The following is a 23766-nucleotide window of genomic DNA, read 5'->3' on the forward strand; positions in this document are numbered from 1 at the left end:
CAAGATCCGCCCGTCCCGAGACCCACCGCCTCGCGGATTCGCTCGGGTAGGCGAGCCTCGGCAGGACGATCATGACAGCAGCCTCCGCGCCCATCCTCCTGACGCCCATCCTCCTGACGCCTGGCCCCCTGACCACCTCGGAGCGCACCCGCGCCGCGATGCTGACGGATTGGGGCTCCTGGGACGGCAGCTTCAATGCGCTGACCGCCAGCCTCTGCGACAAGCTCGTGGCCATCGCCCATGGCACCGGCAGCCATGTCTGCGTGCCGCTCCAAGGCAGCGGGACCTTCGCGGTCGAGGCGGCCATCGGCACCTTCGTGCCGCGCCGCGGCAAGGTGCTGGTCTGCGTGAACGGCGCCTACGGCAAGCGGCTCGCGAAGATCTGCGAGGCGCTCGGGCGCGACCACGTGATCCACGAGACCGGCGACGATGTTCCGACGACCCCGGAGGCCGTGGACCGGCTGCTCGCGGCGGACCGGGCGATCAGCCATGTCGGGCTGATCCATTGCGAGACCAGCACGGGCATCCTCAACCCGCTGGAGGCGATCGCCGCGGTGGTGGCGCGCCACGGCCGCGCCCTCATCATCGACGCGATGAGCTCCTTCGGGGCGCTGCCGATCGACGCGCGCCAAATCCCCTTCGAGGCCCTGATCGCGGCCTCGGGCAAGTGCCTCGAAGGCGTGCCCGGCATGGGCTTCGTGATCGCCCGCAGCGAAGCGCTCCTGGCCAGCGCGGGCAACACCGCCTCCCTCGCCCTCGATCTGCGCGACCAGCACCTCTACATGCAGCGCACCGGCCAGTGGCGCTTCACGCCGCCGACCCACGTGGTCGCGGCCCTGCACGAGGCCTTGCTGCAATACGAGGAAGAGGGCGGCCTGCCGGCGCGCCACGCCCGCTACGCGCGCAACTGCCAAGTCCTGATCGCCGGGATGGCGAAGCTCGGCCTGCGCAGCTTCCTCGCCCCCGAGATCCAGGCGCCCATCATCGTGACCTTCCACGCGCCGCGCGACGGCCGTTATCGCTTCACCGAATTCTACGAGGCCGTGCGCGCCAAGGGCTTCATCCTCTATCCGGGAAAGCTCACCGAGCTCGAAACCTTCCGGGTCGGCTGCATCGGCAGCGTCGGATCCGCCGAGATGGAGCGCGCCGTGGACGCCGTCGCGGACACCCTCCGCGCGATGAAGATCGAGACGATCTGACCGCCCCTTCCCGCCGAATGCCAGCCCCGGGGACACCCGCCATGCCCTACGAGACCCCACGCAAGCTCCAGGCCGCGATCTTGGATTGGGCTGGAACGGTCGTCGATTTCGGCTCCTTCGCGCCGACCCAGATCTTCGTGGAGGCCTTCGGCGAGTTCGGCGTCGCTATCAGCCTCGCGGAGGCCCGCGGCCCCATGGGCATGGGCAAGTGGGACCATATCCGCACGCTCTGCGACCAGCCCGAGATCGCGGCGCGCTACGCGGCAAGGTTCGGGCGCGAGGCCACGGACGACGACGTGACGGCGATCTACGAGCGCTTCATGCCGCTCCAGATCGAGAAGATCGCGGAGCATTCCGCCCTGATCCCGGGGGCGCTCGAGGCGATCGCGGCCCTGCGCGCCAGGGACATCCAGATCGGCTCCTGCTCGGGCTACCCCGCGCGCGTGATGGAGCGCGTCGTCGCGCTGGCGCGCCAGAACGGCTACGTCGCCGACCACGTGGTGGCGACCGACGAGGTCCCGAACGGCCGCCCCTGGCCGGCGCAGGCCCTCGCCAACGTCATCGCCCTCGGCGTCGACGACGTCGCCGCCTGCGTCAAGGTCGACGACACCGTGCCGGGCATCCTCGAAGGGCGGCGCGCCGGGATGTGGACCGTGGCGCTGACCTGCTCGGGCAACGCGCTGGGGCTCAGCTACGAGGCGTTCCGGGCGCTGCCGCCGGAGCGCCTCGCCGCCGAGCGGACCCGCATCGCGGCGCTATTTGCCGAGTCGAGGCCCCACTTCCTGATCGACACGATCGCCGACCTGCCGGGTGTCGTGCAGGACATCGAAGGATTGCTCGCCGCGGGCCGCATGCCGCAAGCCTGCTGAGGCACGCGCCGCACGGGCGGCGCGCCGAAACCCGAACGATCATCACTGCCCAGCACAGCGTGCCGGGCAGCAAAGATGCGTTTCCGATTAATCGCCAACAATATTGATCGAAACTGCACAATTACTGGTCGTGCGTTGCAAAAACAAGGATCTTGTCGAGGGCAGAATTTGTCGTTCTACTGTCATGTCGCCGGACATATAGGAATGTGACGGTACGACATCGGAGCCAGACTCATGAAAGCCCTCGGATCCCTCGCGCTTGCCCTTGCCCTACTTGGATCGGCCGCGCAGGCAGCCGATCGCACCAAGCTCACGATCTACACGGCCCTCGAGAACGACCAGCTCGGCCCCGTGAAGGCCAGCATCGAGCGGGCGGTGCCGGAGGTCGAGGTGGTCTGGGTCCGCGACTCGACCGGGGTGATCACGGCGCGTTTCCTGGCCGAGAAGGAGAACCCGCGCGCCGATCTGGTGATCGGCCTCGCGGCTTCGAGCCTCCTGATGTTCGAGAAGCTCGGCCTCCTAGCCGAGTACAAGCCGCAAGGCGCCGACGCCCTCAAGGCCGAGTTCCGGGACCCGAAGGCGCCCTATACCTGGACCGGCATGGACGCCTATCTGGGCGTCGTCTGCTTCAACACCGCCGAGGCGTCCCGCGACGGGATCGGCACGCCCGCGCGCTGGTCCGACCTGCTGGCCCCCGGCCTCAAGGGCAAGATCGTGATGCCCCACCCGGCCTCCTCGGGCACCGGCTACCTGATGGTGGCCGGCTGGCTGCAGAGCATGGGCGAGGAGAAGGGCTGGGCCTTCATGGACAAGCTCCACGAGAACATGGCCGCCTACCTGCATTCGGGCTCGGCGCCCTGCGTCCAGGCCGCCCGCGGCGAGCGGGTCGCCGGCCTGTCGCTCGACATGCGCGGGGCTGCCGAGAAGAGCAAGGGCGCGCCGATCGAGGTGGTCGTGCCCCAGGACGGCACGGGCTGGGACGAGGAGGCCCTGGCGGTCGTCGCGACGACGAAGAACCTGGCGCTCGCCCGCAAGGTCGCCGATTGGGGCGCCAGCAAGGGCGCGAACGAGGTCTACGCCAAGAGCTACGCGATCGTCGCCTATCCGGGCGCGGCGAGCGCCCCGGCGAACTATCCGGCCAACGCCGAGGCGGGCATGATCAAGAACGATCTCGGCTGGATGGCCGAGAACCGCGAGCGCATCCTGGCCGAGTGGTCGCGCCGCTACGAGAGCAAGGCGGCCGCCAAGAAGTAGGGCTTCCGGATCAACCCCGGCGCGCGGCCGGCGCGCCGGCCGAGACGCAGAGGACCGACGCCATGACGAGTGCCGAGGCGACGATGCCGTTCCTGACGGTTCGCGGGCTGTCGAAGAGCTATGGCGGCTTCCGGGCCCTCGATGAGATCGACCTCGACATCCAGCGCGGCGAGTTCGTCTGCTTTCTCGGCCCCTCGGGTTGCGGCAAGACCACCCTGCTGCGGATGATCGCCGGGCTCGACCGCCAGGATACGGGGCGGATCGCGCTCGGCGGCGTCGACGTCTCGACGGCGCCCCCCGCCGAGCGCGATTTCGGCATCGTGTTCCAGTCCTACGCCCTGTTTCCGAACCTGACGGTCGCGGCCAACATCGCCTACGGCCTCGTCAACCGCCGGATGAAGCGGGCGCGGATCGAGGCGCGCGTGGCGGAACTCCTCGCCCTGATCGGCCTGCCGGACCAGGGCGACAAGCACCCGGTCCAGCTCTCCGGCGGCCAGCAGCAGCGGGTGGCGCTCGCCCGGGCCCTCGCGACCTCGCCCTCGCTCCTCCTTCTGGACGAGCCCCTCTCGGCCCTCGACGCGAAGGTCCGCACGCGCCTGCGCACGGAGATCCGGCAGCTTCAGAAGCGGCTCGGCATCACCACCATCATGGTGACGCACGACCAGGAGGAGGCGCTCGCCATGGCCGACCGCGTCGTGGTGATGAACCGGGGCCGGATCGAGCAGGTCGGGGCGCCGCACGAGATCTACCGCAACCCGGCGAGCGCCTTCGTGGCCGACTTCATCGGCGCCATGACCTTCCTGGACGCGACCGTCGAGGGCGAGCGCGCGCTGCGCGTCGGCTCGGTCGCGCTCGTCTGCGAGGACGGCCGCGGCTTCATCCCCGGCAGTCCCATCCGCCTCGGCTTCCGCCCCGAGGAGATCCGCGTCGGCAACGTCACGCCGGGCGACGTCAACGCCCTCGAGGTGCGGGTGCAGAGTCTCGAATTCCTCGGCTCCTTCACCCGGGCGCGGCTGGAGCCGAGCCGCGACCTCGGCGGCAGCCTCGTGGCGGATCTCTCCGCCAACCTGTCGGGGGACCTCGGGCTGAGCGAGGGCCAGTACCTCTACGTCGCCCTTCCGCCCAAGGCCCTGCGGGCCTTTCCGCAAGCCTCGGCGACATCGCCGCCGCAGGCCTCGGCGGCATCGGCGACATGAGCGCCGCGACGAGCGAGAGCCCGCGCGTGGCCGAGGGCGCCCCCGCGATCCCGCTGCCGGTGGTCCTGCCCCGGGCCGTGCGTCGCCTCTCCGAGCGCGCGGTGGCGACCGGCCTCATCGCGCTCATGGGCGGGCTTCTCGTCCTCATCATCGCGCTGCCGCTCGGGGCGCTGCTGATCAAGAGCCTGGAGGCCCCCTCCGGCGGGCTCGCCGGCCTCGACAATTTCCGCACCTATTTCGCGACGCCGACCCTCGTCGAGGCGCTCACCAACAGCCTGACGATCGCCGCCCTCTGCGTGATGATCGTGCTGCCGCTCGCCTTCGGCTATGCCTACGCGCTGACGCGCACGGCGATGTGGTTCAAGGGGCTTCTCCTCGCCGCCGCCCTGCTGCCGATCTTCGCGCCGTCCCTGCTCTCGGGCATCGCCCTCACCTACATCCTGGGCAATCAGGGGCTCCTGCGCGGGCTCCTGATGGGGCATTCCGTCTACGGGCCGATCGGCATCGTCGTCGCCGAGTGCCTCTACGCCTTCCCGCACGCCCTCATCATCCTGATCACCGCCCTGTCGCTGTCGGACGGGCGGCTCTACGAGGCGGCCGCCGCGATGGGCACGAGCCGCCTGCGCACCTTCGCCACCGTGACGCTGCCGGGCGCCCGCTACGGCCTCGTCAGCGCGGCCTTCGTGGTCTTCACCCTGGTGGTGACCGATTTCGGCATCCCCAAGGTGATCGGCGGCCAGTATGCGGTGCTCGCCACCGACGCCTACCGGCAGGTCGTCGGGCAGCAGAACTTCCCGATGGGGGCCGTCGTCGGCCTGCTGATGCTGGTCCCGGCCGTGATCGCCTTCGGGGTCGACCGGGTGATCCAGCGGCGCCAGACCTCGCTCCTGTCGGCCCGCTCCGTCCCCTACGAGCCGAAGCCCCGGCGCGGGCGCGACCAGGCCTTCCTGGCCTATGCCGTCCTCGTCGCGGGCGTGATCGTGGCGACCTACGGCGTCGCGGTCTGGGCCTCCTTCATCCGCTACTGGCCCTACAACCTCGCCTTGACCCTCGACCATTACGATTTCGGTGCGGCCGATGCCGATGGCTGGTCGCCCTACTGGAACTCCCTGATCATGGCGGCCTCGGTCGCGGCAATCGGCACCGCTTTAGTGTTCTGCGGCGCCTACCTGATCGAGAAGCTCAGGACCTTCGCGGCGGGCCGGATGCTGGCGCAGTTCCTGGCGATGCTGCCGCTCGCGGTGCCGGGCCTCGTGCTCGGCCTCGGCTACGTGTTCTTCTTCAACGCGCCCTGGAACCCGCTCAACGTCCTGTACGGGACGCTGGTGCTGCTCGCGATCAACACGCTGGCCCATTACTACACGGTGGCCCACGTCACCGCCGCGACGGCGCTGAAGCAGATCGACCCGGAATTCGAGGCGGTCTCGGCCTCCCTCAAGGTGCCGTTCTGGCAGACCTTCACGCGGGTGAGCCTGCCGATCTGCCTGCCGACCGTGCTGGAACTCGCCGCCTACCTGTTCGTCAACGCCATGACGACGGTCTCGGCGGTGATCTTCCTCTACGGCGCGGACACCAAGCTCGCCTCGATCGCGATCGTCCACATGGACGAGGCGGGCGCCACCGCCTCGGCCGCCGCGATGGCGAGCGTGATCATGGCCACCGCCCTCGGGGCGCGGCTCATCCTCGTCCTCGTCAATCGCGGCGTGGTCCATCGCCTGCAGCGCTGGCGCCGCCGCGAAGCCTGACCGCGAGAAAGCAAGCGATGATCGCCGAATCCGAGAGCGACACCAACCTCACCGATCGCCGCGCCGCCTGGCAGGCGCGCAGCCTCGATGCCGCGACCCGGACCCTGCTCGCGCGGGATTCCGCGGCCTTCCTGCACCAATCCGTCTCGACGCCCTGCCTCAACGCCATCGCGCGGGCCGAGGGGATCTGGATCGAGGACGTGGCCGGGCGCCGCTTCATGGATTTCCACGGCAACAACGTCCACCACATCGGCTACGGCCATCCGCGCCTCAAGCGCGCCATCGCGGAGCAGATGGACGCCCTCCCCTTCGCGCCCCGGCGCTACGCCTGCGCGCCGGCGGTCCGGCTCGCCGAGACGCTCGGGGCGATCAGCCCGGGCAATCTCGGCAAGGTGCTGTTCACCACCGGCGGCTCGGACGCGATCGAGGTCGCCGTGAAAATCGCCCGCGCGGCGACCGGGCGCCACAAGACCCTGTCGTTCTGGGATTCCTTCCACGGGGCCGGCACCGGCGCCGCCGCGATGTCGGGCGAGATGCTGTTCCGCTCCGGACCCGCCGGGCCGATGGTGGCGGGCGCCCTCCAGGTCGCGCCCTTCGGGGGTTATCGCTGCCCCTACGGCACGGATTCGGCGGATGCGAGCGGCCGGGCCTGCGCCCGCATGATCGACTACGTGCTCGCCCGCGACACCGATGTCGCGGCCCTCATCGCCGAGCCGACCCGGGCGGTGCCCTACATCCCGCCCCCCGGCTTCTGGGCGGAGGTCCGCGCCATCTGCGACCGGCACGGCGTGCTCCTGATCTTCGACGAGATCCCGACCGGCCTCGGCAAGACCGGCAAGATGTTCTCCTGCGAGCATGACGGCGTGGCGCCCGACATCCTGGTCCTCGGCAAGGGGCTCGGCGGCGGCATCCTGCCGATCGCGGCGGTGATCGCCGATCGGCGCCTCGATGTCGGCGGGGATTGGGCCTTCGGCCACTACACCCACGAGAAGAACCCGGTGACGGCCCGCGCCGCCCTCGAGACCATCGCGATCATCGAGGAGGAGGGCCTCGTCGAGAACGCCGCGCGCGTCGGGCGCCTCGCCCTCGAGCGGCTGGAGGCGATGAAGCACCGCCTGCCCGCCATCGGCGACGTGCGCGGGCGCGGCTGCCTGATCGGGATCGAGCTGGTGCGGGACCGGGACTCGCGCGCCCCGGACGGGGCGCTGGCCGAGGCCGTGCTCTACCGCGCCCTCGATACCGGCCTGTCCTTCAAGACCACCATGGGCAACGTCCTGACCCTGACGCCGCCGCTGATCGTGAGCGAGGCGCAGATGCTCGACGCCCTCGCGATCATCGAGCGCGCGATCGCGGCGGGCCGGCCATGACCGGGACCATCGTCCTCCTCGACCTCGCCGGCTGGGTCGCGCTCCTGCTCTGGGGCATCCACATGATCCGGACCGGGGTGCAGCGCGCCTACGGCCCGGATCTGAGCCGCATCCTCGGCGCCAGCCTGAACCATCCGCTGAAAGCCCTCCTGGCCGGGCTCGGCGTGACGATGCTGCTCCAGAGCAGCACGGCGACCGGCCTGATGGCGACCGCCTTCGCGGCGGGCGGCCTCGTCGCGCTGGGGCCGGCGCTCGCCGTGATGCTGGGCGCGAATATCGGCACGGCCCTGATCGTCAAGGCGCTCTCCTTCGACATCGCCAAGGTCGCGCCGATCCTGATCCTGGTCGGCGCCGTAACGTTTCGCCGGGCCGGCGGGGCGAGGGGCCGGGCACTCGGCCGGGTCGCGATCGGCCTCGGCCTCGTCCTGCTGTCGCTGATCCAGCTCGTCGCGACGCTTGCGCCCTACGGGAGCACTCCCGGCACGCACGCGCTTCTCGGTCTCGTCGCGGGAGATCCGGTCATCGCCCTGCTGCTCGCCGCGCTCCTGGCCTGGGCGGCCCATTCGAGCGTCGCGGTCGTGCTTCTCGTCGCGGCCTTCGCCCAGCAGGGCATCGTCCCCCTCGCCACCGCCCTCGCGCTCGTGCTCGGCGCCAATCTCGGAAGCGCCCTGAACCCGCTCGTAGCGAGCCGGGAGGTCACGGGGCGGCGCGTGGCGCTCGGCAACGTCCTCGTGCGGCTGTCCGGCTGCGTCCTCGCCCTGCCGCTCCTGCCCTGGATCGCGGGCGGGCTCGGCCCGCGCCTCGGCGGCCCGGGCCTCGCCGTGGCGGATTTCCACGTCCTGTTCAATCTCGGCCTCGCCCTCGCGGCCCTGCCCCTGCTCGGGCGCCTCGGGCGGCTCCTGCAACGCCTGCTGCCCGACTCGGGCGCCTCGGGCGCCGAGCCGGCCCTGCGCCTCGATGCGGGGCTCGTGGAGATGCCCTCCGTGGCACTCGGGCTCGCCTCCCGGCACGCGCTGCGCATGGCCGACCTCCTCGAGGGCATGCTGGCCGATGCCGCGCGCCTGCTGCGCGAGGGGGACAGGCCGCAGGAGCGGATCCGCCTCGCCGAGCGGACCCTCGAGACCCGCGGGGCGGAGGTGCAGCGCTTCCTCGCCGGCCTCGACGCGGACGCCCTGACGGAGGCCGAGGAGCGCCGCCTCGCCGCGCTCGTCAGCTTCACGATCCAGCTCGGGCACGCCGCCGACGTGCTCACCCGCAACGTCGTCGCCCAGGTCGGGCGCCGCCGCAAGCTCGGCGCGACCCGCGCCGCCGGCGACGCGCTCGACCTCGCGGCGCTGTTGGACCGCCTCTCCGCGAATCTGCGCATGGCGGCCTCCCTCCTCGTCACCGAGGACGAGGCCGCGGCCCGCCACCTCGCCAACGAGAAGCGCGGCTTCCGGGCCCTGGAGGAACAGCGCATCGAGGCGCATGTCGCGCTGCTGCGCGGGGCGCCGGCGCGCGATGCCGCGCTCTGGGGAATCGAGCTCGACCTGGTGCGCGACCTGAAGCGGATCAACGACCACCTCGTCGCCTCCGCGGCCTACCCGATCCTGCGCGCCAGCGGCGACCTGCTGGAGAGCCGCCTGCGGACGACGGCGTCGGGCGCCGCCTGAGGCGAGGCCTCAGACCGGCTCGGCAAAGCCCGCAAACGCCCGGACCAGCTCGGCGTAGATCGCTTGCTTGAAAGGCACCACCAGGTCGACGATCGCCGGGAGCCGCTCCCAGCGCCAATCCGAGAATTCCGGCGCGATCCCGTCCGGGGCGCGGGCGACGTCGATCTCCGCATCCGCGCCGGTGAAGCGCAGGGCGTACCAGCGCTGGCGCTGCCCGCGAAACCGCGCGAGGCGGTGGGGCGGCCCGGCATAGGGCAGGAAATCGTAGGTGAGCCAGTCCGGATGGGCGCCGAGCAGGACGGCGCTGCGGATGCCCGTCTCCTCGAAGAGCTCGCGATGGGCCGCCGCCTCCGCATCCTCGCCGGCATCGATGCCGCCCTGGGGCATCTGCCAGGCGTGGCCCGGCAGGATGATCTCGGGGCCGTCATCCGCGATCCGCCGGGCGATCAGAACGCGCCCGCGACGGTCGAAGAGCGCCACGCCGACATTCGGGCGGTAGGGCAGAGCATCGTTCAAGGGCGGGGTCTTCGCGTGTGGTCCGTGGCCGGACGTCCTTGCCACCGGCCGCGCGGCTTCGCAAACGGCCTGCGCGCGACAGCCCCCTTGAACGCGGATGCGCCGCGGCGGATCATCGTGGCGGCCGGACCACGAGACCCTGTCCTGCCGCCGGCCGCATCGAACCCGGAAGGGTCCCGCCTGAGCATCCCGCCCCTGTCCGAATCCGACGCGCAGGCCCTCTCCCGGGAGGCCGCGCGGGCGGCCGTCCTGCGCAGGCTCGACCTCACGACCCTGAAGCTCTTCGTGGCGATGTGCGAGGAGGGCACCCTCACGGGGGCGGCGCGGCGCGAGGCCATCGCGCCCTCGGCCGTGAGCAAGCGCCTCGCGGAGCTGGAGCAAACCCTCGGCATCGCGCTGTTCCAGCGCCGGGCCACCGGGATGGTGGCCACGCCCTCGGGCGACACGCTGCTGCACCATGCCCGCCGCATGCTCCGCAACGCCGAGCAGGCGGCCCTCGAACTGGCCGAGCACGCCAAGGGCGTGCGGGGCTTCGTGCGCATGCTCGCCAATCTCTCGGCCATCGTGCAGTTCCTGCCCGAGGACCTGCGGGGCTTCCTCGCGGCTCAGCCCGCCCTCCGGGTGGAGCTGGAGGAGCGGCCGAGCAACCGCGTCGTGGCCGGCGTGCGGGACGGGGCCGCCGATCTCGGCATCTGCGCCGGCGACACGCCGACCCACGATCTCGCGAGCCTGCCCTATCGGCGCGACCGGCTCGTCCTCGTGATGCGGGCCGACCACCCGCTGGCCGGGCATCCGGAACTCCCCTTCTCCGCGACCCTCGACCACGACCATGTCGGGCTCCACGCGGAAAGCTCGATCTACGGCAGCGTCCGGGCCGAGGCGCAGCGCCTCGGGCGCCCGCTGCGGCTGCGCGTCCACGTGCCGAGCTTCGACGCGGTCTGCCGGATGTCGCAGGCGAAGCTCGGCCTCGGCGTGGTCCCGTCCGGAGTGTTCGATCTCCTGGGGCCCCAGATGCGGCTCACCGCGGTGCCCCTGACGGATGCCTGGGCGCACCGCGAATTGCGGATCGTCACCCGCCAAACGGCCCTGCCGCCGGCCGCGCGCCTTCTCCTCGACCACCTTCTTGTGGAGATCTGAGGCGCCGGCCTGTCCGCGTCCGACCCATGTCGGGCATCCTGACGGCGGCCGGGCCTCCCCCAAAGCTGCCGTAGGTTGCCCAATACGGTTACTAACTCGATCAGTGGATCACTTGTTGGGTTTCTCAACCACCAGATAGATCCAGTCTGCATGAGCCCTTTCCGTCTGAGCCTCAGTTATTTCGAATTCAAGCAAGCCATGACCGATAAGCTTGTCATTTAGCTCTCGCTTTGTCCAATATCGAAAAAATCTTGGGGCATTGATCTTTTTATTATGCCATTCGGAGCCCTGACCAACTTTGATGGTGAAGGCGAATACTCCGCCCGGATTGAGCATGTCAATTGTTTTCGTCAAAACATCATCGAACTCAACCTCATTGAAGTGCGGCATCACAGCATTTGCAATGACTGCATCATAGTTTTGGTCAAATTTATCGGTCAAAACATTGAACTTTACAACCTTAAATCCTTTAAGGCGGATGTCTTCGACGAACTCATCGATTGCATCACGGCATGTTAAGGAGTAGCCTTTACTCGTGATATACCTTGCATAGCGGGCGTGCGCGGTCCCAATCTCGAATATTCTTGCATCTTTAGCAAAGCGCGCGAGGACCCTGTCGATCCAATCCTTCGATGCACCTGTCACATTTTGCGACGAATTTGCATCGTACTCGCGAAATTTCTCCGCATATGATTTGAGAGTTATCTGATTTTCTTTCGACAAAATTCATCCCCCATGAATAGCCCTTAATTCTTCTCTAGCCGCATTCGAGTGACGGTGAAACAGGCTGCGACCCTTCTGCCTTTTGTCCATTTCCAGGCGGTTACAACTCGAAAGCTGAAGGGCAGAAAACCACCCCTTGCGGACCCTGGTCAGTCGGCCAAGCCGTAGATGTCCAGCCCTAGCGGGAGGCCGCGCTCGCCCAGCATCGATAGAATCTGGGGCTGCAACTCTGTCCCTTCGTTGCCCTCTCGCAGGAACAGGCCGCAAAAGACATCACACTGGTAGCGGTGGGACAGTTCGCGCCAGAGGGACGGGTCGCTCGGGAGCCTGGTGAGGAGCGCGCCGATCTGCGTGTTGAGATCGCCAGGGATGCCGGCATCGAGCCGCCACGACCCGGACCAGGCGACGACATCGCGACCTGATGCCGTGCGACGCGTATCGCCTTTCCGCGCCCACCCCGTAGGTTCGATGCCCAGTCGTTGCGTGATCTCGTCCGGATCGAGGGGGTCGCCGAAGATCCGCAGCGCAACCATCGTGCGAGCAAGTTAAGATATGCCGTCCATCCTAGCGCAACGGTGACGTCCGCACACCACCGAGCCTTTGTGAAAACCCTGGCATCGCTGGCCGCGATAGAATTTCGTTCTCTCAAGCAGCGATGCCGCGCCTTCTGGTGAGCACTTTTCCAATCTCTGGCACGCCAGAAAGAGCATGGTTTGGAAATTTGCTCTACGGCTGCGTGACGCGGCTACGTTTTCACACAGCCTGGACCCCAAGCAGAGTTAGAAGCTGCGCGTGTCTGGCAAGCTCATTGGAAGTTTTGACACCTGAACTGCTGCCGCTTCCAAACTGTGCGGAGCAGCATGTAGACGCCGAGCAGCGCCACGACCGCAGCACCCACGCCATGCCCAGAGCGCCAAAGGCCGATACTCGCGCTTGCGCATGCGAGCGAGGACCAAACCCCCTCCCAGACGGTGTAGCGGCGCACGCGGTTCGGCATATTCCGATCCCACACCCAGTAGTCGGCCGCGGCACGAATATCGTCCTCGCTGAAACTGTTGGGCAATCTGGACCGGACCTCAGCGAGCGCGGCTTGCGAGCACCACGCAGTCAGCCCGAAGAAGACGATCGATAACGCGTATAGGACCCCGACCATGATCCGGCGCTCCGCAGGTGGAGATCATCGATTGCGATCTTATAGTGCTACGCGAACCATTACGGTCGCCACAACGCGACAGCGAAACTTCCGTTATTTATCCCTAATGGGCCTCAATCCAATTTACATCAGTGTACAGCCGCTTGCGACCGAGGCTGTGTGAAAACGCGCGAGCGGGAGAAGGATTTACCCTCAAGCAATCTCGACAATGCTGAAAAGGGCGTCCGATTGGCGTCAGAACGGCCCTTGGCGGACTGGAATGTCTGTCACACAGAAGATCGTTCTGCGATTCTGGAAAGGGCCGGTGTTTTCTCACAACGTTCACCCCGAGCGGCCATCCCCCCCTTTCGACCCAACCTCGCCGCAAAAGGCGATCGACATCATCCTTGGAAGCGGACATTCCTGACATCGTTATTCCGACAGCAATATGTACGGAGTGACCCCATGCGACTTCGTCATGAAAGACTGATGTCCCTTTCGAAGCCGAGGAGCGCAAGTTCAGCAATGTCGGACGCCGCGCAGGCAAGATGTTGACCGCCGACAGGTGCATCTTGATCGGCCCTTCGATGTGCCTCCTATTTCCTGTTGCGAGAACGCTCCGAGGTCGAGGACCCAAGCCCTGGAATGCAGTGACCGCTTCAGAAATCAGGTATGATGAAGAGGAAATTCGGCTGTGTTGTTGATGTGCTACAGCCTTGGGCCTCGCCGTGATGTCTGGAGGATAGTCAGGGCTTCGACCAGCGACACGAACGCTGGCTCGGATCAGCTCTAACCTCCAATAGGGCATCGCCGAGACGCTCAACACCGTAGGGCCTAGGCAGGCGGTGAGCAGCCCAACGCGGTTCTTCGGATGAGCGGGCACGTTGCGATCACATGACCAGGGTAGAGAAGCCGGTGTCGATCTCGGCGATATCAGAGGGCGGCTTCGAAGCACGACAGGTCATTCTCGCCCTCGTCGTCTCGATCTTCATCATCGCGGCGGGGACGTTGGCCGGTGTCAGCCAGTACGCCGGCTCTCGCGCGGCTCTGATTGGCGATGCGCAGACCCGGGCCTCACGCTTCGAGACGGTTTATCGCGAGGCCTCCGAGGCGCGCCTCCAAGCTTTGCGCCTTGGCGCGGAGATCATCGCACGGGACACGCTCATCGTCGCCGCGCTCATGCAGCGCGACCGCCCAGAACTCGCCCGGCGTTCGGTGCCCCTCTTCGAGCAGGTTCTGAAGCCCCGCTTCGGCGTCACCATCCTGGGCTTCCAGGTCGCTGCCGACGTCAATTTCTTCAGGGCTCATCGTCCTGACCTCTTCGGAGACAGCCTGGCGGATCGTGCGATGGTTGCCGCCGTCATGAAAACGCGCGTCCCGGTGGTTGGCCTGGAAATCGGCCGCCTCGGCCCGGAACTGCGCGTGATCGCACCGGTCGTGTCTGGCGACACGTTCGTCGGCAATCTCGAACTCGGCAGCTCGCCTTGGGATGCGTTGCAGATTGCCGCGCAGGCGACCGGTCTCGACTTCGGCTTCGCCCTCGACCGTCGTGTCGCCGAGACCCTCGACCGGACGCGCGGAACGACCGACTTGGCGAAGGGTGAGGTGCTCTACATCCGCTTCTCCCGGACCGAGGCGCGCGATCTTCTCGCCCTCATACCGTTCAACCCGGCCGAGACCGCCGCTCAATCCTCGCAGGCTGATGGCCGCGAGGCCTTCGTGCAGACGATCCCGATCGTCGACGTGAGCCGGCAGCCGGTGATCCACATCACCGTGGCGGACGACCTGACCGACGCGCTTGCCCGGGCCCGCAACCGGATCGTCCTGTACACCGCATCGGCGACAGCGATCCTGCTGGCGGTCATGCTGATCGGACTCTTCCAGTTCCGCGCGTTGCGTGCGCGCCTGGAACGCAGCTTCTCCGGGCGCCTCCAGGAAGTGCGGAGCAAGGCACGGGCCTACGACCAGATCCGCCAATCGCTGAACGACCTCAATGCATGGAAACTTGGGCTTCTCACCGAATTGATTCTGCTGATCCGCGACCCGCTCATCGCCGTCCAGGGCGCGATCAATACGGCGATGCGCGGCGATCCCGAGGTCTCCGGACCGTCCCTTGCCTTCGCGGCCAGCGAGGTCCACCGCCTGAACACCGCGGTGGAAGACCAGGCGACGATGCTCCTCATGCGCGACCGCCTCAGGCGCGCCGAGCCGGAACCCGTCGATGTGACGGCTTTGACGTCCGCAGTCGCCGCCGAGGCAGGCGGGCCACCCGCGATCCAGATCAATGCGTCGGCGGGCCTCCCGCCGGTGCGTTGCGACGCATCGCTCCTGCGCGCGGCGTTCCGAACCGTCGTCCTCGTGCTGCAGCGGCGCTCGGATGCGACGTCCCTCGTCATGGCGATCAAGACGGAGGATGGCGTGATCGTCGGCCGCATCGTGGGATCCGGCGCCTGGAAAGGGACGATGCCGAGCCTCGACGAGCTGGTGGCGTTCGGCATGGCGACGGACAAGGAAGCCGGCAGCTCGCTGATCCTGGCCCGGCTCACCTTCGAGCATTTCGACGGCTCTCTGTCCCTCCTCGACAATGAGCCGAACCGGGTCGGCTTCCAATTCACTCTGAAGGTTGCCTGATGGGTGCGCGCCTCCTGCCGCGACCGCCGCTGGCCCTGATCCTGTCCTTCCTGGCAGTCTCGGGATTGCTCCTCCTCGAAGATCTGTTCGCCCGCCCCTTCACCTTCCTGACCGGCATCAGCTTTGAGGCCGTTCGGCGCGCTGAGACGGCGCTCCTGCTCGGCATCGCCACCCTTCTCGTCGCGCGCTTCGTCCGGCGCGACCTGATCCACGGTTTGCTGGAGCGTCGGGCCGGCAAGGCCTTGCCTCATCTCATCGGCGACGTGGCGAGCCTGTTCGTCTTCGTTGTCGGCGCCGCCATCATCATGACGGGCGTGTACGGCTGGGACATCGGCGCCGTCGTCGCAGCCGGCGGCTTAAGCCTCGCCATCCTCGGACTGGCGCTCAAGGATGTCATCCTCGCTGTCTTCAACGGTGCCGCGCTGAACGTGGAGAACGCCTTCATGGTCGGCGATCGCGTCAAGATCGGCGAGGTCGACGGCACCGTGGTGCAGTCGACTTGGCGCAGCACCACGATCCTGACCAAGGCGCGGCGCCTCGTCACGATCCCGAACATCGCCCTCGGCACGACCTCGATCACGAATTTCGACCGGCCGGACAAGAGCGAGCAACGCATCCTGGAGATCTGCCTCGACTACGACGTCACGGCGGAAAGCGCGGAGCGGATCTTGCTCGCTGGCGTGCTCGGGGCCGCGGGGATCACACTCGTCGATGCGCCACGGGTCCACGCCATCCGCCTCGATCGAGACGGCGTGGTCTACGCAATCCGCTACGTGATCGCGAGCCACGACCAGGGGCTGTCTTCCGATCACGCGGTCATCAAGAGCATCCTGGCGCATCTGCGCGACGCGGGGATCGGCGTCGCCTATCCGAAGCAGGAGGTCGTGAACGCCGAGCGTCGAATCCGTGTCGCGGATCGCACCGTCGATCGGCGCGTGCTCGTGCAGCAATGCGGGCTGTTCCGCGGTCTGCCACCGGCGGTCCAAGCCCGGATCGCCGATGCGTTGATCGAGCAGACGGTTCAGGCGGGCGCCTCACTCATCGCGGCGGGCACGGTGCGCTCATCGCTCTTCATCGTCGGCGAGGGCTTGATCAAGCGGCTCCGCGCTCGGCCCGACCGGCCCGGCTTCGTAGAGGAACGTTATATCGCAACCCAGGCTTTCGGACGACGCGCCTTCCTATCCGGCCTACCCCACCCAGCCCCGATCGGGGCCATCACGCAAAGCCTCGTCTTCGAACTCACCCGCACCGCTTTCGCAGGCATTCTCGCGACACATCCCGAGATCAAGGTGCTGCTGGCGACGAACTTCGCGCGCTCTCCGACCCTCGACATCACGCATGCGACGGAAGTCAGTGCACTCGAAGCCCGCGCCGAACGCCCGATGGCCTTCTATCTCGGCCTGCTGGAATCGATCGCATCAACGGAAGCGACCATTCGTTGATGCGACAGACCCGTCGGTCCGGTTCGCGCCTTCGAGCAAATCTCCGCGGCGCGTCTCCTTGATGTCCGCTTGAGGTCAACACCTTCCGGCCTGCGATGTCCGCTTCAGCCGTCAAGATGCTTGAAAGCGGACGCTCGCAAATCCGCCCGAGACGAACATTCAACAAGCACTACCAAGCGTCCGATTATCATCGCGACGAGGCGGCGGCACGTAACGCGAATCCGGCCCGGCGTTCTCCGTTGGAGAACGCCCAATGGTGCATGACGTTTGGACACGCCCGGCGCGCCTCCGATACTCTCCGGGACAATCAATTCGGAGGTAACGTCGATGACTGGTCCGCTTGCCGGAATCCGCGTGCTCGAACTCGGAAACCTGATCGCCGCGCCGTTCGCCGCGCGCCTGCTGGCCGAGTTCGGGGCCGACGTGGTGAAGGTCGAGACCCCCGGATCGGGCGACCCCCTGCGCAAGTGGCGCAAGCTGCACGAGGGCACCTCGCTCTGGTGGTACCTTCAGTCGCGCAACAAGAAATCCATCGCGGTCGACCTCAAGGCGCCGGACGGGCTCGCGGTGGTCAAGGCGCTGGCGGCCGGGGCCGACGTGGTGATCGAGAACTTCCGGCCCGGCGGCCTGGAGAAGCTCGGCCTCGGCTGGGACGTCCTCTCCGCGCTGAACCCGAGCCTGACCATGGTGCGGATCTCCGGCTACGGCCAGACCGGCCCCTACCGCGACCGCCCCGGCTTCGGGGCGATCGGCGAGGCCATGGGGGGCATCCGCTACACCACCGGATCGCCCGAGAGCCCCCCGGCCCGCGTCGGCGTCAGCATCGGCGACACCCTGGCCTCGCTCCACGGCGTGATCGGCGCGCTGATGTCGCTCCTGCACGTGAAGACCCAAGGCGGACGCGGGCAGGTGGTCGACGTCTCGCTGGTCGAGAGCGTGTTCAACGTCATGGAGAGCCTGGTGCCCGAGTACGACCTCCTCGGCGAGGTCCGGACCCGCACCGGCGGCGCCCTGCCGGGCATCACGCCCTCCAACACCTACCCGACCCGCGACGGCGGCTACGTCGTGATCGCGGGCAACAGCGACCCGATCTTCCGCCGCCTCATGAGCGCGATCGGCCGGCCCGACCTCGCGGAGGACCCGGCCCTGCGCAGCAATGACGGCCGCTCGGCCCAGGCCGCCATGCTGGACGCGACGATCGCCGCGTGGTCGGGCGCGCGCACGATCGAGGAGGTGCTCTGCGTCCTGGACGCGGCCGAGGTGCCGGCGGGGCGGATCTACTCGGTGGCCGACATCGTCGCCGACCCGCATTACGCCGCCCGCGACATGATCCTGCCGACGGAGCTGCCCGGCGGCACGCGGGTGAAGATGCCCGGCATCGTGCCGAAACTCTCGGGGACGCCGGGGGGCGTGCGCTGGTCCGGACCGGCGCTCGGCGCCCATACGGACGAGGTGCTGGCAGGCCTCGGCTACGACGCGGAGGCCATCGCGCGCCTGCGCGGCGCCGGAGCCGTCGCGTGAGCGCCGCGCCCATGAGCCCCGGGTCCATGAGCCCCGCGTCCATGAGCCTCTCGGCCGACGCCCTGATCGTGCAGGAGGTCGCGCCCCGCGACGGCCTCCAGATCGAGCCCGCCTTCGTCCCGACCGAGGCGAAGATCGCCCTGATCGACGCCCTCTCGGCCGCGGGCTTCTCCCGCATCGAGGTGAGCTCGTTCGTCTCGCCCAAGGCCGTGCCGGCGCTCCGCGACGCCGCGGAGGTCTTCGCCGGCATCGCCCGGCGTCCCGGCACGATCTACGTGGCGCTGGTGCCGAACCTGAAGGGCGCCGAGCGGGCGCTCGCGGCGGGCGCCGACGAGATCAACCTCGTGATGTCGGCGAGCGAGACCCACAACCGCGCCAACATGGGCATGTCCTGCGAGGCGTCGCTGGACGCCTTCCGCCACATGGTCGCGGCCGCCCGGACCACGCGCGCGACGATCAACGCCACCATCGCCACCGCCTTCGGCTGCCCCTTCGAGGGCGCGCAGCCGGTCGAGAAGGTGGAGGCGCTCGTCGGGCGCTACCTCGATCTCGGGGTCGACGGCGTGACGCTCGCCGACACGACCGGCATGGCGAACCCGCGCCAGGTCGCCGACCTCGTCGGCCGCACCCTGGCGCGGGTTCCGGCCGAGCGCCTGACCCTGCATGTCCACAACACGCGGGGCGCCGGCATCGCCAACGTGCTCGCCGCGCACGCGGCCGGGGCACGGCGCTTCGATGCGGCGCTGGGCGGCCTCGGCGGCTGCCCGTTCGCGCCCGGCGCCACCGGCAATGTCTGCACCGAGGATCTGGTCAGCCTCTGCCACGAGATGGGCCTCGCGACGGGCCTCGACCTCGACGCGCTGATCGGCCTGGCGCGGGGTCTGCCCGCCCTCGTCGGCCACGACGTGCCCGGCCAGGTCGCGAAGGCCGGACGCCCCTGCGACCTCCATCCCGCGCCCGCGCGCAACGCGGCCTGAACCGCGAGGCCGGACGACACCGCCCGTCAGAGGCGGACCGGCACGAAACCTCAGAACGCCTCAGGGAGAAAACCATGACCGCCGCCATGCCGGCCGCGCTCGACACGATCGAGCCGGTCTCCGAACCTGCCGTCTTCCGCAAGATCGCCTGGCGGCTGATGCCGCTGATCATGGTCTGCTACCTGTTCGCCTTCTTCGACCGGATCAACATCAGCTTCGCCAAGTTCCAGCTCCAGAGCGATCTCGGCTTCAGCAACACGGCCTACGGCCTCGGGGCGAGCCTGTTCGTCGTCGGCTACGTGATCTTCGAGGTGCCCTCGAATCTGCTGCTCTACCGGGTCGGCGCGCGGCGCTGGATCGCCCGGATCATGATCTCCTGGGGGCTGGCCACCGCCGCGATGATGTTCATCGCCAGCGAGTGGCACTTCTACACCCTGCGCTTCCTCATCGGGGCGATGGAGGCGGGCTTCGCGCCCGGCATCCTGTACTACCTGACCCTGTGGTTCCCGGCCTCGCACCGGGGCCGCATTACCTCGCTGCTCTTCGTCGCCTCGGCCTTCTCGGGCATCTTCGGGGCGCCGGTCGCAGGGCTGATCCTGACCGCCCTCAACGGCGTCGCCGGGCTCGCGGGCTGGCAATGGCTGTTCCTGGCCGGCGGCCTGCCCTGCCTGCTGCTCGGCGGGCTCGTGCTCAGCCGCTTCGACGACCGGGTCTCGGATGCCCGCTGGCTCACCGAGGCCGAGAAGGCCCTGGTGGCGTCCCGGATCGCGCAGGCCAATCGCGGCATCGGCGACCACTCCCTTCTCGGCGCCCTGCGCTCGCCGGGCTTCCTGACCATCGGGCTGATCTACTTCCTCCTGCAGGTCGGCTCCTACGGGCTGAATTTCTGGGGGCCGGACCTGATCAAGACCGCGAGCGGCGCGAGCACCGGGATCGTCGGCGTCCTGGCGGCGATCCCGTATATCTGCGGCGCGATCAGCATGGTGGTGATCGGGCGCTTCTCGGACGCCTCGGGTGAGCGCCCGAAATTCGTGGCGGGGCTCGCGGTCGCGGCGGCGATCGGGTTCTTCGCCGCGGGCCTGTTCGATCGCCAGATCGTGCCGCTGATGCTCGCCCTCGCGCTCCTCGGCGCCGGCATCGTCGCCTCGATCCCGACCTTCTGGACGCTGCCCCCGAAGCTCGTCACCGGGGTGGGGGCGGCCGGCGGCATCGCGCTCATCAACACCCTCGGGCAGTTCGGCGGCATCGTCAGCCCGGTGATGGTCGGCTGGATCAAGGACCTCACCGGCTCGACGACGCCCGCCCTCTACCTGATCGGCACCGTCTGCCTGATCGCGGCCCTGCTCGCCCTGTTCGCCCTGCCCACGAGCCTGCGCCGGAACGACCGGGCGGCCTGAGGCCCGCGGACGGCCGGTCCGGGGCTCCGGCGGCGCCGGGGCCTCAGACCGGAAGCACGTTCGTGTACTTCACCTGCCCCAGCGCGAAGCTCGACTCGATCGAGCCGACGCCGCCGAGGCGGGTGAGCTTGTCCTTGAGGAAGCGCTCGTAGGCCGCGAGATCCGGCACGACGACCCGCACGAGGTAATCGTGCCGGCCGGTCATCAGGTAGCACTCGACCACCTCCGGCCAGCGCGCCACCGCCTCGGCGAAGCGGTCGAGCTCCTCCTCCCGCTGCCGCTCCAGCTTCACCGAGGCGAAGACGCTGATCGGCAGGCCGACCTTGGCCTGATCGACGAGCGCCACGTAGCCCTTCAGGATGCCCGCCTCCTCCAGGATCCGGATCCGCCGCAGGCAGGGCGAGGCCGAGAGCCCGACCCGGCCCGCGAGGTCCTGGATCGTGGCGCGCCCGTCGCGCTGCAGCTCGGCCAGGATTCGCCGGTCAATGGCGTCGATGCTCGGTTTTGGCATGGATGCGCCGCCTGACCTTCGCGATTGGTGGATCCTGCCGAAAAAATCCTCCACCGCGCGGGATTTGGCAAATCCCACCCCGGCGCCGGTGACATGATCGTCCGGCCTCGGAGATCCCCATGCCCCACGATCCGCGCCAGCCCTACCTGACCGAGCTCGAGCGCAAGGCGCTCTGGCTCTCGACCTGGATGATCCACAACGCCAACCACGTCCGGCCGAATCTCGACGGCATGAAGGTCGGCGGTCACCAGGCCTCCTCGGCCTCCCTGGCGACGATCCTGACCGCCCTCTACTTCGCGGTCCTGCGCCCCGAGGACCGAGTGGCGGTGAAGCCGCATGCGAGCCCGATCTTCCACGCGATCCAGTACCTCGCCGGGCGCCAGAGCCGGGACAAGCTCGAGCGCTTCCGCGGCTTCGGCGGCGCGCAATCCTACCCCTCGCGCACCAAGGACACCGACGACGTCGATTTCTCCACGGGCTCGGTGGGGCTCGGCGTCGCCCAGACCCTGTTCGGCGCGCTGGTGCGCGATTACGTGCGCGCCCATGGCTGGGGCCTCGACACGCCGGAAGGCCGCATGGTCGCCCTCGTGGGCGATGCCGAGATGGACGAGGGCAACATCTTCGAGGCCCTGATGGAGGGCTGGAAGCAGGGCCTGCGCCGGACCTGGTGGATCATCGACTACAACCGCCAGAGCCTCGACGCGGTGATCCGCGAGGGCCTCTACGACCGCTTCGAGCAGATCTTCCGGGCCTTCGGCTGGGACGTGGTGGTGCTGAAATACGGCTCGCTGATGGAGGAGGCCTTCGCGGAGGCCGGCGGCGCGCGCCTGCGCGCCTGGATCGACGGCGCGCCGAACCAGCTCTACGCGGCGCTGACCTTCCAGGGCGGGGCCGCCTGGCGCCGCCGGCTCGAGGCCGATTTCGCCGAGGATGCGGACGCCCTCGCGCTGATCGGGCGGCGCAGCGACGACGCCCTCGCGCTCCTCATGGGCAATCTCGGCGGGCATGATCTCGTCAGCCTGCTCGACGCCTTCGCGGCGGCCGACAACGACCGGCCGACCGTGTTCATCGCCTACACGATCAAGGGCTACGGCCTGCCGCTCGCCGGGCACAAGGACAACCATTCGGGCCTGCTGACCCCGGCCCAGGTCGAGCTCCTGCGCGAGAAGGCGGGGGTGCGCCCGGGCCGCGAATGGGAGCCCTTCGAGGGCAGCGCCCTGCCGGAGGCGGAGCTGCGGGACTTCATCGCGCGGGCGCCCTTCTTCGGCGAGGGCCCGCGCCTGCGCGGGGCGCCGCGCCTGCCGGTGCCGGAGGCCTTCCCGGCGCCGCGCCAGCCGACGATGTCGACCCAGGCCGGCTTCGGCCTGATCCTCAACGAGCTCGCCCGCTCCGACGCGCCCATCGTCGAGCGCATCGTCACGACCTCGCCGGACGTCACCGTCTCGACCAATCTCGGCGGCTGGGTGAACCGGCGCGGTCTGTTCGCCCGCGAGGAGATGCGCGACCTGTTCCGGGCCGAGCGCATCCCCTCGACCTTCACCTGGGACTTCTCCGCGACGGGCCAGCATATCGAGCTCGGCATCGCGGAGATGAACCTGTTCACCCTGCTCTCCGGGCTCGGGCTCTCGCACCGATTGTTCGGCGAGCGTCTGATCCCGATCGGGACGCTCTACGATCCCTTCATCGCCCGCGGCCTCGATGCCCTGAACTATGCCTGCTACCAGGATGCCCGCTTCATCATCGCGGCGACGCCTTCGGGCGTGACGCTGGCGCCGGAGGGCGGGGCGCACCAGTCGATCGGGACGCCCCTGATCGGGCTGTCGCAGGACGGCCTCGCGACCTTCGAGCCCGCCTTCGTGGACGAGCTGTCGGTGATCCTGGCCCACGCCCTCGACTACGTCCAGCGCGACGGGCAGGACGGGGAGGCGCGCGGCGGCTCGGTCTACCTGCGGCTCTCGACCCGGACCCTCGCGCAGCCCCAGCGCACCCTGTCGCGGGAGCGCGGCGACTCGATCGTCGCGGGGGCCTATTGGCTGCGCGAGCCCGGCCCCAATGCCGAGATCGTGGTGGCGTATACGGGCGCGGTGGCGCCAGAGGCGATCGAGGCGGTCGGGCTGATGGCGGAGGACCGGCGCGATGTCGGGCTCCTGGCCGTGACCTCGGCCGACCGCCTCCACGCGGGCTGGACCGAGGCCCAGCGCGCCCGCGAGGGCGGACGGCGCGAGGCGCGCAGCCACGTGGAGACGCTGCTGGCCGGCCTCCCGGCCCATTGCGGCCTCGTCACGGTGATCGACGGCCACCCCGCGACGCTCGGCTGGCTCGGCGCGGTGCAGGGGCATCGCACGCGGGCGCTCGGCGTCGAGCGCTTCGGCCAGACCGGCACGGTCGCGGACCTCTACCGGCATTACGGCCTCGACGCGCGCGGCATCGTGGGCGCCGCCCTGGGGCTCGCACCGGAGCGGCCGATCCGCCACCTGCGCGCCGCCTCGGCGTGAGG

Annotated in this window: 19 protein-coding genes; 14 read left to right on the plus strand and 5 right to left on the minus strand. The window is 68.9% G+C overall.

The annotated features are described in order from the left end of the window. The first annotated feature begins 71 nt into the window (after positions 1-71). The 7 genes from F6X53_RS22890 (at position 72) to F6X53_RS22920 (ending at position 9282) form a co-directional block, all read left to right on the plus strand. Entirely contained in the window at positions 72-1199 is a 1128-nt protein-coding gene (locus F6X53_RS22890) for a 2-aminoethylphosphonate--pyruvate transaminase (protein WP_151002669.1), read from the plus strand. Between the two features lie 41 nt (positions 1200-1240). After that, positions 1241-2068: a phosphonoacetaldehyde hydrolase gene (gene phnX / locus F6X53_RS22895; RefSeq protein WP_151002670.1), complete on the plus strand. Its 828-nt coding sequence runs from the start codon at positions 1241-1243 to the stop codon at positions 2066-2068. Between the two features lie 234 nt (positions 2069-2302). After that, entirely contained in the window at positions 2303-3322 is a 1020-nt protein-coding gene (locus F6X53_RS22900; RefSeq protein ID WP_151002671.1) for a putative 2-aminoethylphosphonate ABC transporter substrate-binding protein, read from the plus strand. Between the two features lie 62 nt (positions 3323-3384). Then, positions 3385-4518: a putative 2-aminoethylphosphonate ABC transporter ATP-binding protein gene (locus F6X53_RS22905; protein ID WP_151002672.1), complete on the plus strand. Its 1134-nt coding sequence runs from the start codon at positions 3385-3387 to the stop codon at positions 4516-4518. After that, positions 4515-6263: a putative 2-aminoethylphosphonate ABC transporter permease subunit gene (locus F6X53_RS22910; protein WP_151002673.1), complete on the plus strand. Its 1749-nt coding sequence runs from the start codon at positions 4515-4517 to the stop codon at positions 6261-6263. Before F6X53_RS22905 ends, F6X53_RS22910 begins: the two co-directional genes overlap by 4 nt. Before the next feature lie 17 nt (positions 6264-6280). Next, the gene (pbfA, locus tag F6X53_RS22915) at positions 6281-7630 is read left to right on the plus strand and encodes a (R)-1-hydroxy-2-aminoethylphosphonate ammonia-lyase (protein ID WP_151002674.1); all 1350 of its coding nucleotides are present in this window, start codon (positions 6281-6283) and stop codon (positions 7628-7630) included. Next, a complete protein-coding gene (locus tag F6X53_RS22920; protein WP_151002675.1) occupies positions 7627-9282 on the plus strand; it encodes a Na/Pi cotransporter family protein in 1656 nt (551 codons plus the stop codon). Before pbfA ends, F6X53_RS22920 begins: the two co-directional genes overlap by 4 nt. 9 nt (positions 9283-9291) lie before the next feature. On the opposite strand, the gene F6X53_RS22925 is transcribed toward F6X53_RS22920, so the two are convergent. Further along, positions 9292-9798 (minus strand): RNA pyrophosphohydrolase, encoded by a 507-nt coding sequence (locus F6X53_RS22925; protein WP_151002676.1) that lies wholly within the window; start codon positions 9796-9798, stop codon positions 9292-9294. A gap of 195 nt (positions 9799-9993) precedes the next feature. Here F6X53_RS22925 and F6X53_RS22930 point away from each other — a divergent pair, with 195 nt between their 5' ends. Further along, positions 9994-10935, plus strand: coding sequence for a LysR family transcriptional regulator (locus tag F6X53_RS22930; RefSeq protein ID WP_280526056.1), 942 nt, complete (start codon positions 9994-9996; stop codon positions 10933-10935). A gap of 108 nt (positions 10936-11043) precedes the next feature. Here the strand turns inward: F6X53_RS22930 and F6X53_RS22935 are convergent, their stop codons facing one another. From F6X53_RS22935 to F6X53_RS22945, 3 genes are all read right to left on the minus strand, one after another. Beyond that, a complete protein-coding gene (locus F6X53_RS22935; RefSeq protein ID WP_191970949.1) occupies positions 11044-11658 on the minus strand; it encodes a methyltransferase domain-containing protein in 615 nt (204 codons plus the stop codon). 149 nt (positions 11659-11807) lie between these two features. Further along, positions 11808-12191 (minus strand): DUF4279 domain-containing protein, encoded by a 384-nt coding sequence (locus F6X53_RS22940; RefSeq protein ID WP_151002678.1) that lies wholly within the window; start codon positions 12189-12191, stop codon positions 11808-11810. A gap of 272 nt (positions 12192-12463) precedes the next feature. Beyond that, entirely contained in the window at positions 12464-12811 is a 348-nt protein-coding gene (locus tag F6X53_RS22945) for a hypothetical protein (RefSeq protein WP_151002679.1), read from the minus strand. Positions 12812-13798: 987 nt separating this feature from the next. On the opposite strand from F6X53_RS22945, the gene F6X53_RS22950 reads away from it, so the two are divergent. The 5 genes from F6X53_RS22950 to F6X53_RS22970 all read left to right on the plus strand — a co-directional run bounded on the left by F6X53_RS22950 (position 13799) and on the right by F6X53_RS22970 (position 20758). Next, a complete protein-coding gene (locus F6X53_RS22950; RefSeq protein ID WP_210386404.1) occupies positions 13799-15421 on the plus strand; it encodes a cache domain-containing protein in 1623 nt (540 codons plus the stop codon). Further along, complete coding sequence (locus F6X53_RS22955) at positions 15421-16863, plus strand: mechanosensitive ion channel family protein (protein WP_151002681.1); 1443 nt, start codon at positions 15421-15423, stop codon at positions 16861-16863. The genes F6X53_RS22950 and F6X53_RS22955 overlap by 1 nt, the downstream gene beginning before the upstream one ends. Before the next feature lie 327 nt (positions 16864-17190). After that, complete coding sequence (locus F6X53_RS22960; protein ID WP_151002682.1) at positions 17191-18384, plus strand: CaiB/BaiF CoA transferase family protein; 1194 nt, start codon at positions 17191-17193, stop codon at positions 18382-18384. Between the two features lie 26 nt (positions 18385-18410). Continuing rightward, positions 18411-19361 carry a hydroxymethylglutaryl-CoA lyase gene (locus F6X53_RS22965; protein WP_238295949.1) on the plus strand — a complete coding sequence of 317 codons (951 nt, stop codon included), beginning with the start codon at positions 18411-18413 and terminating at the stop codon, positions 19359-19361. A 74-nt stretch (positions 19362-19435) separates the two neighbouring features. Continuing rightward, positions 19436-20758 carry an MFS transporter gene (locus F6X53_RS22970; RefSeq protein ID WP_151002683.1) on the plus strand — a complete coding sequence of 441 codons (1323 nt, stop codon included), beginning with the start codon at positions 19436-19438 and terminating at the stop codon, positions 20756-20758. Between the two features lie 43 nt (positions 20759-20801). Here the strand turns inward: F6X53_RS22970 and F6X53_RS22975 are convergent, their stop codons facing one another. Beyond that, positions 20802-21269: an Lrp/AsnC family transcriptional regulator gene (locus F6X53_RS22975; RefSeq protein ID WP_151002684.1), complete on the minus strand. Its 468-nt coding sequence runs from the start codon at positions 21267-21269 to the stop codon at positions 20802-20804. Positions 21270-21388: 119 nt separating this feature from the next. Here F6X53_RS22975 and F6X53_RS22980 point away from each other — a divergent pair, with 119 nt between their 5' ends. After that, on the plus strand, positions 21389-23764 hold the full coding sequence (locus F6X53_RS22980) for a transketolase (RefSeq protein ID WP_151002685.1): 2376 nt from the start codon (positions 21389-21391) through the stop codon (positions 23762-23764). Positions 23765-23766 lie beyond the last annotated feature (2 nt).

This window comes from Methylobacterium soli, from assembly GCF_008806385.1.
Lineage (GTDB): Bacteria > Pseudomonadota > Alphaproteobacteria > Rhizobiales > Beijerinckiaceae > Methylobacterium > Methylobacterium soli.

What these genes read in the sequence shown, in the direction of transcription:
- F6X53_RS22975 (WP_151002684.1), bottom strand. Translation starts at nt 21,269, where the DNA reads ATGCCAAAACCGAGCATCGACGCCATTGACCGGCGAATCCTGGCCGAG.
- F6X53_RS22910 (WP_151002673.1), top strand. Translation starts at nt 4,515, where the DNA reads ATGAGCGCCGCGACGAGCGAGAGCCCGCGCGTGGCCGAGGGCGCCCCC.
- F6X53_RS22940 (WP_151002678.1), bottom strand. Translation starts at nt 12,191, where the DNA reads ATGGTTGCGCTGCGGATCTTCGGCGACCCCCTCGATCCGGACGAGATC.
- F6X53_RS22920 (WP_151002675.1), top strand. Translation starts at nt 7,627, where the DNA reads ATGACCGGGACCATCGTCCTCCTCGACCTCGCCGGCTGGGTCGCGCTC.
- phnX (WP_151002670.1), top strand. Translation starts at nt 1,241, where the DNA reads ATGCCCTACGAGACCCCACGCAAGCTCCAGGCCGCGATCTTGGATTGG.
- F6X53_RS22955 (WP_151002681.1), top strand. Translation starts at nt 15,421, where the DNA reads ATGGGTGCGCGCCTCCTGCCGCGACCGCCGCTGGCCCTGATCCTGTCC.
- F6X53_RS22905 (WP_151002672.1), top strand. Translation starts at nt 3,385, where the DNA reads ATGACGAGTGCCGAGGCGACGATGCCGTTCCTGACGGTTCGCGGGCTG.
- F6X53_RS22980 (WP_151002685.1), top strand. Translation starts at nt 21,389, where the DNA reads ATGCCCCACGATCCGCGCCAGCCCTACCTGACCGAGCTCGAGCGCAAG.
- F6X53_RS22900 (WP_151002671.1), top strand. Translation starts at nt 2,303, where the DNA reads ATGAAAGCCCTCGGATCCCTCGCGCTTGCCCTTGCCCTACTTGGATCG.
- F6X53_RS22960 (WP_151002682.1), top strand. Translation starts at nt 17,191, where the DNA reads ATGACTGGTCCGCTTGCCGGAATCCGCGTGCTCGAACTCGGAAACCTG.
- pbfA (WP_151002674.1), top strand. Translation starts at nt 6,281, where the DNA reads ATGATCGCCGAATCCGAGAGCGACACCAACCTCACCGATCGCCGCGCC.
- F6X53_RS22970 (WP_151002683.1), top strand. Translation starts at nt 19,436, where the DNA reads ATGACCGCCGCCATGCCGGCCGCGCTCGACACGATCGAGCCGGTCTCC.
- F6X53_RS22890 (WP_151002669.1), top strand. Translation starts at nt 72, where the DNA reads ATGACAGCAGCCTCCGCGCCCATCCTCCTGACGCCCATCCTCCTGACG.
- F6X53_RS22945 (WP_151002679.1), bottom strand. Translation starts at nt 12,811, where the DNA reads ATGGTCGGGGTCCTATACGCGTTATCGATCGTCTTCTTCGGGCTGACT.
- F6X53_RS22965 (WP_238295949.1), top strand. Translation starts at nt 18,411, where the DNA reads ATGAGCCCCGCGTCCATGAGCCTCTCGGCCGACGCCCTGATCGTGCAG.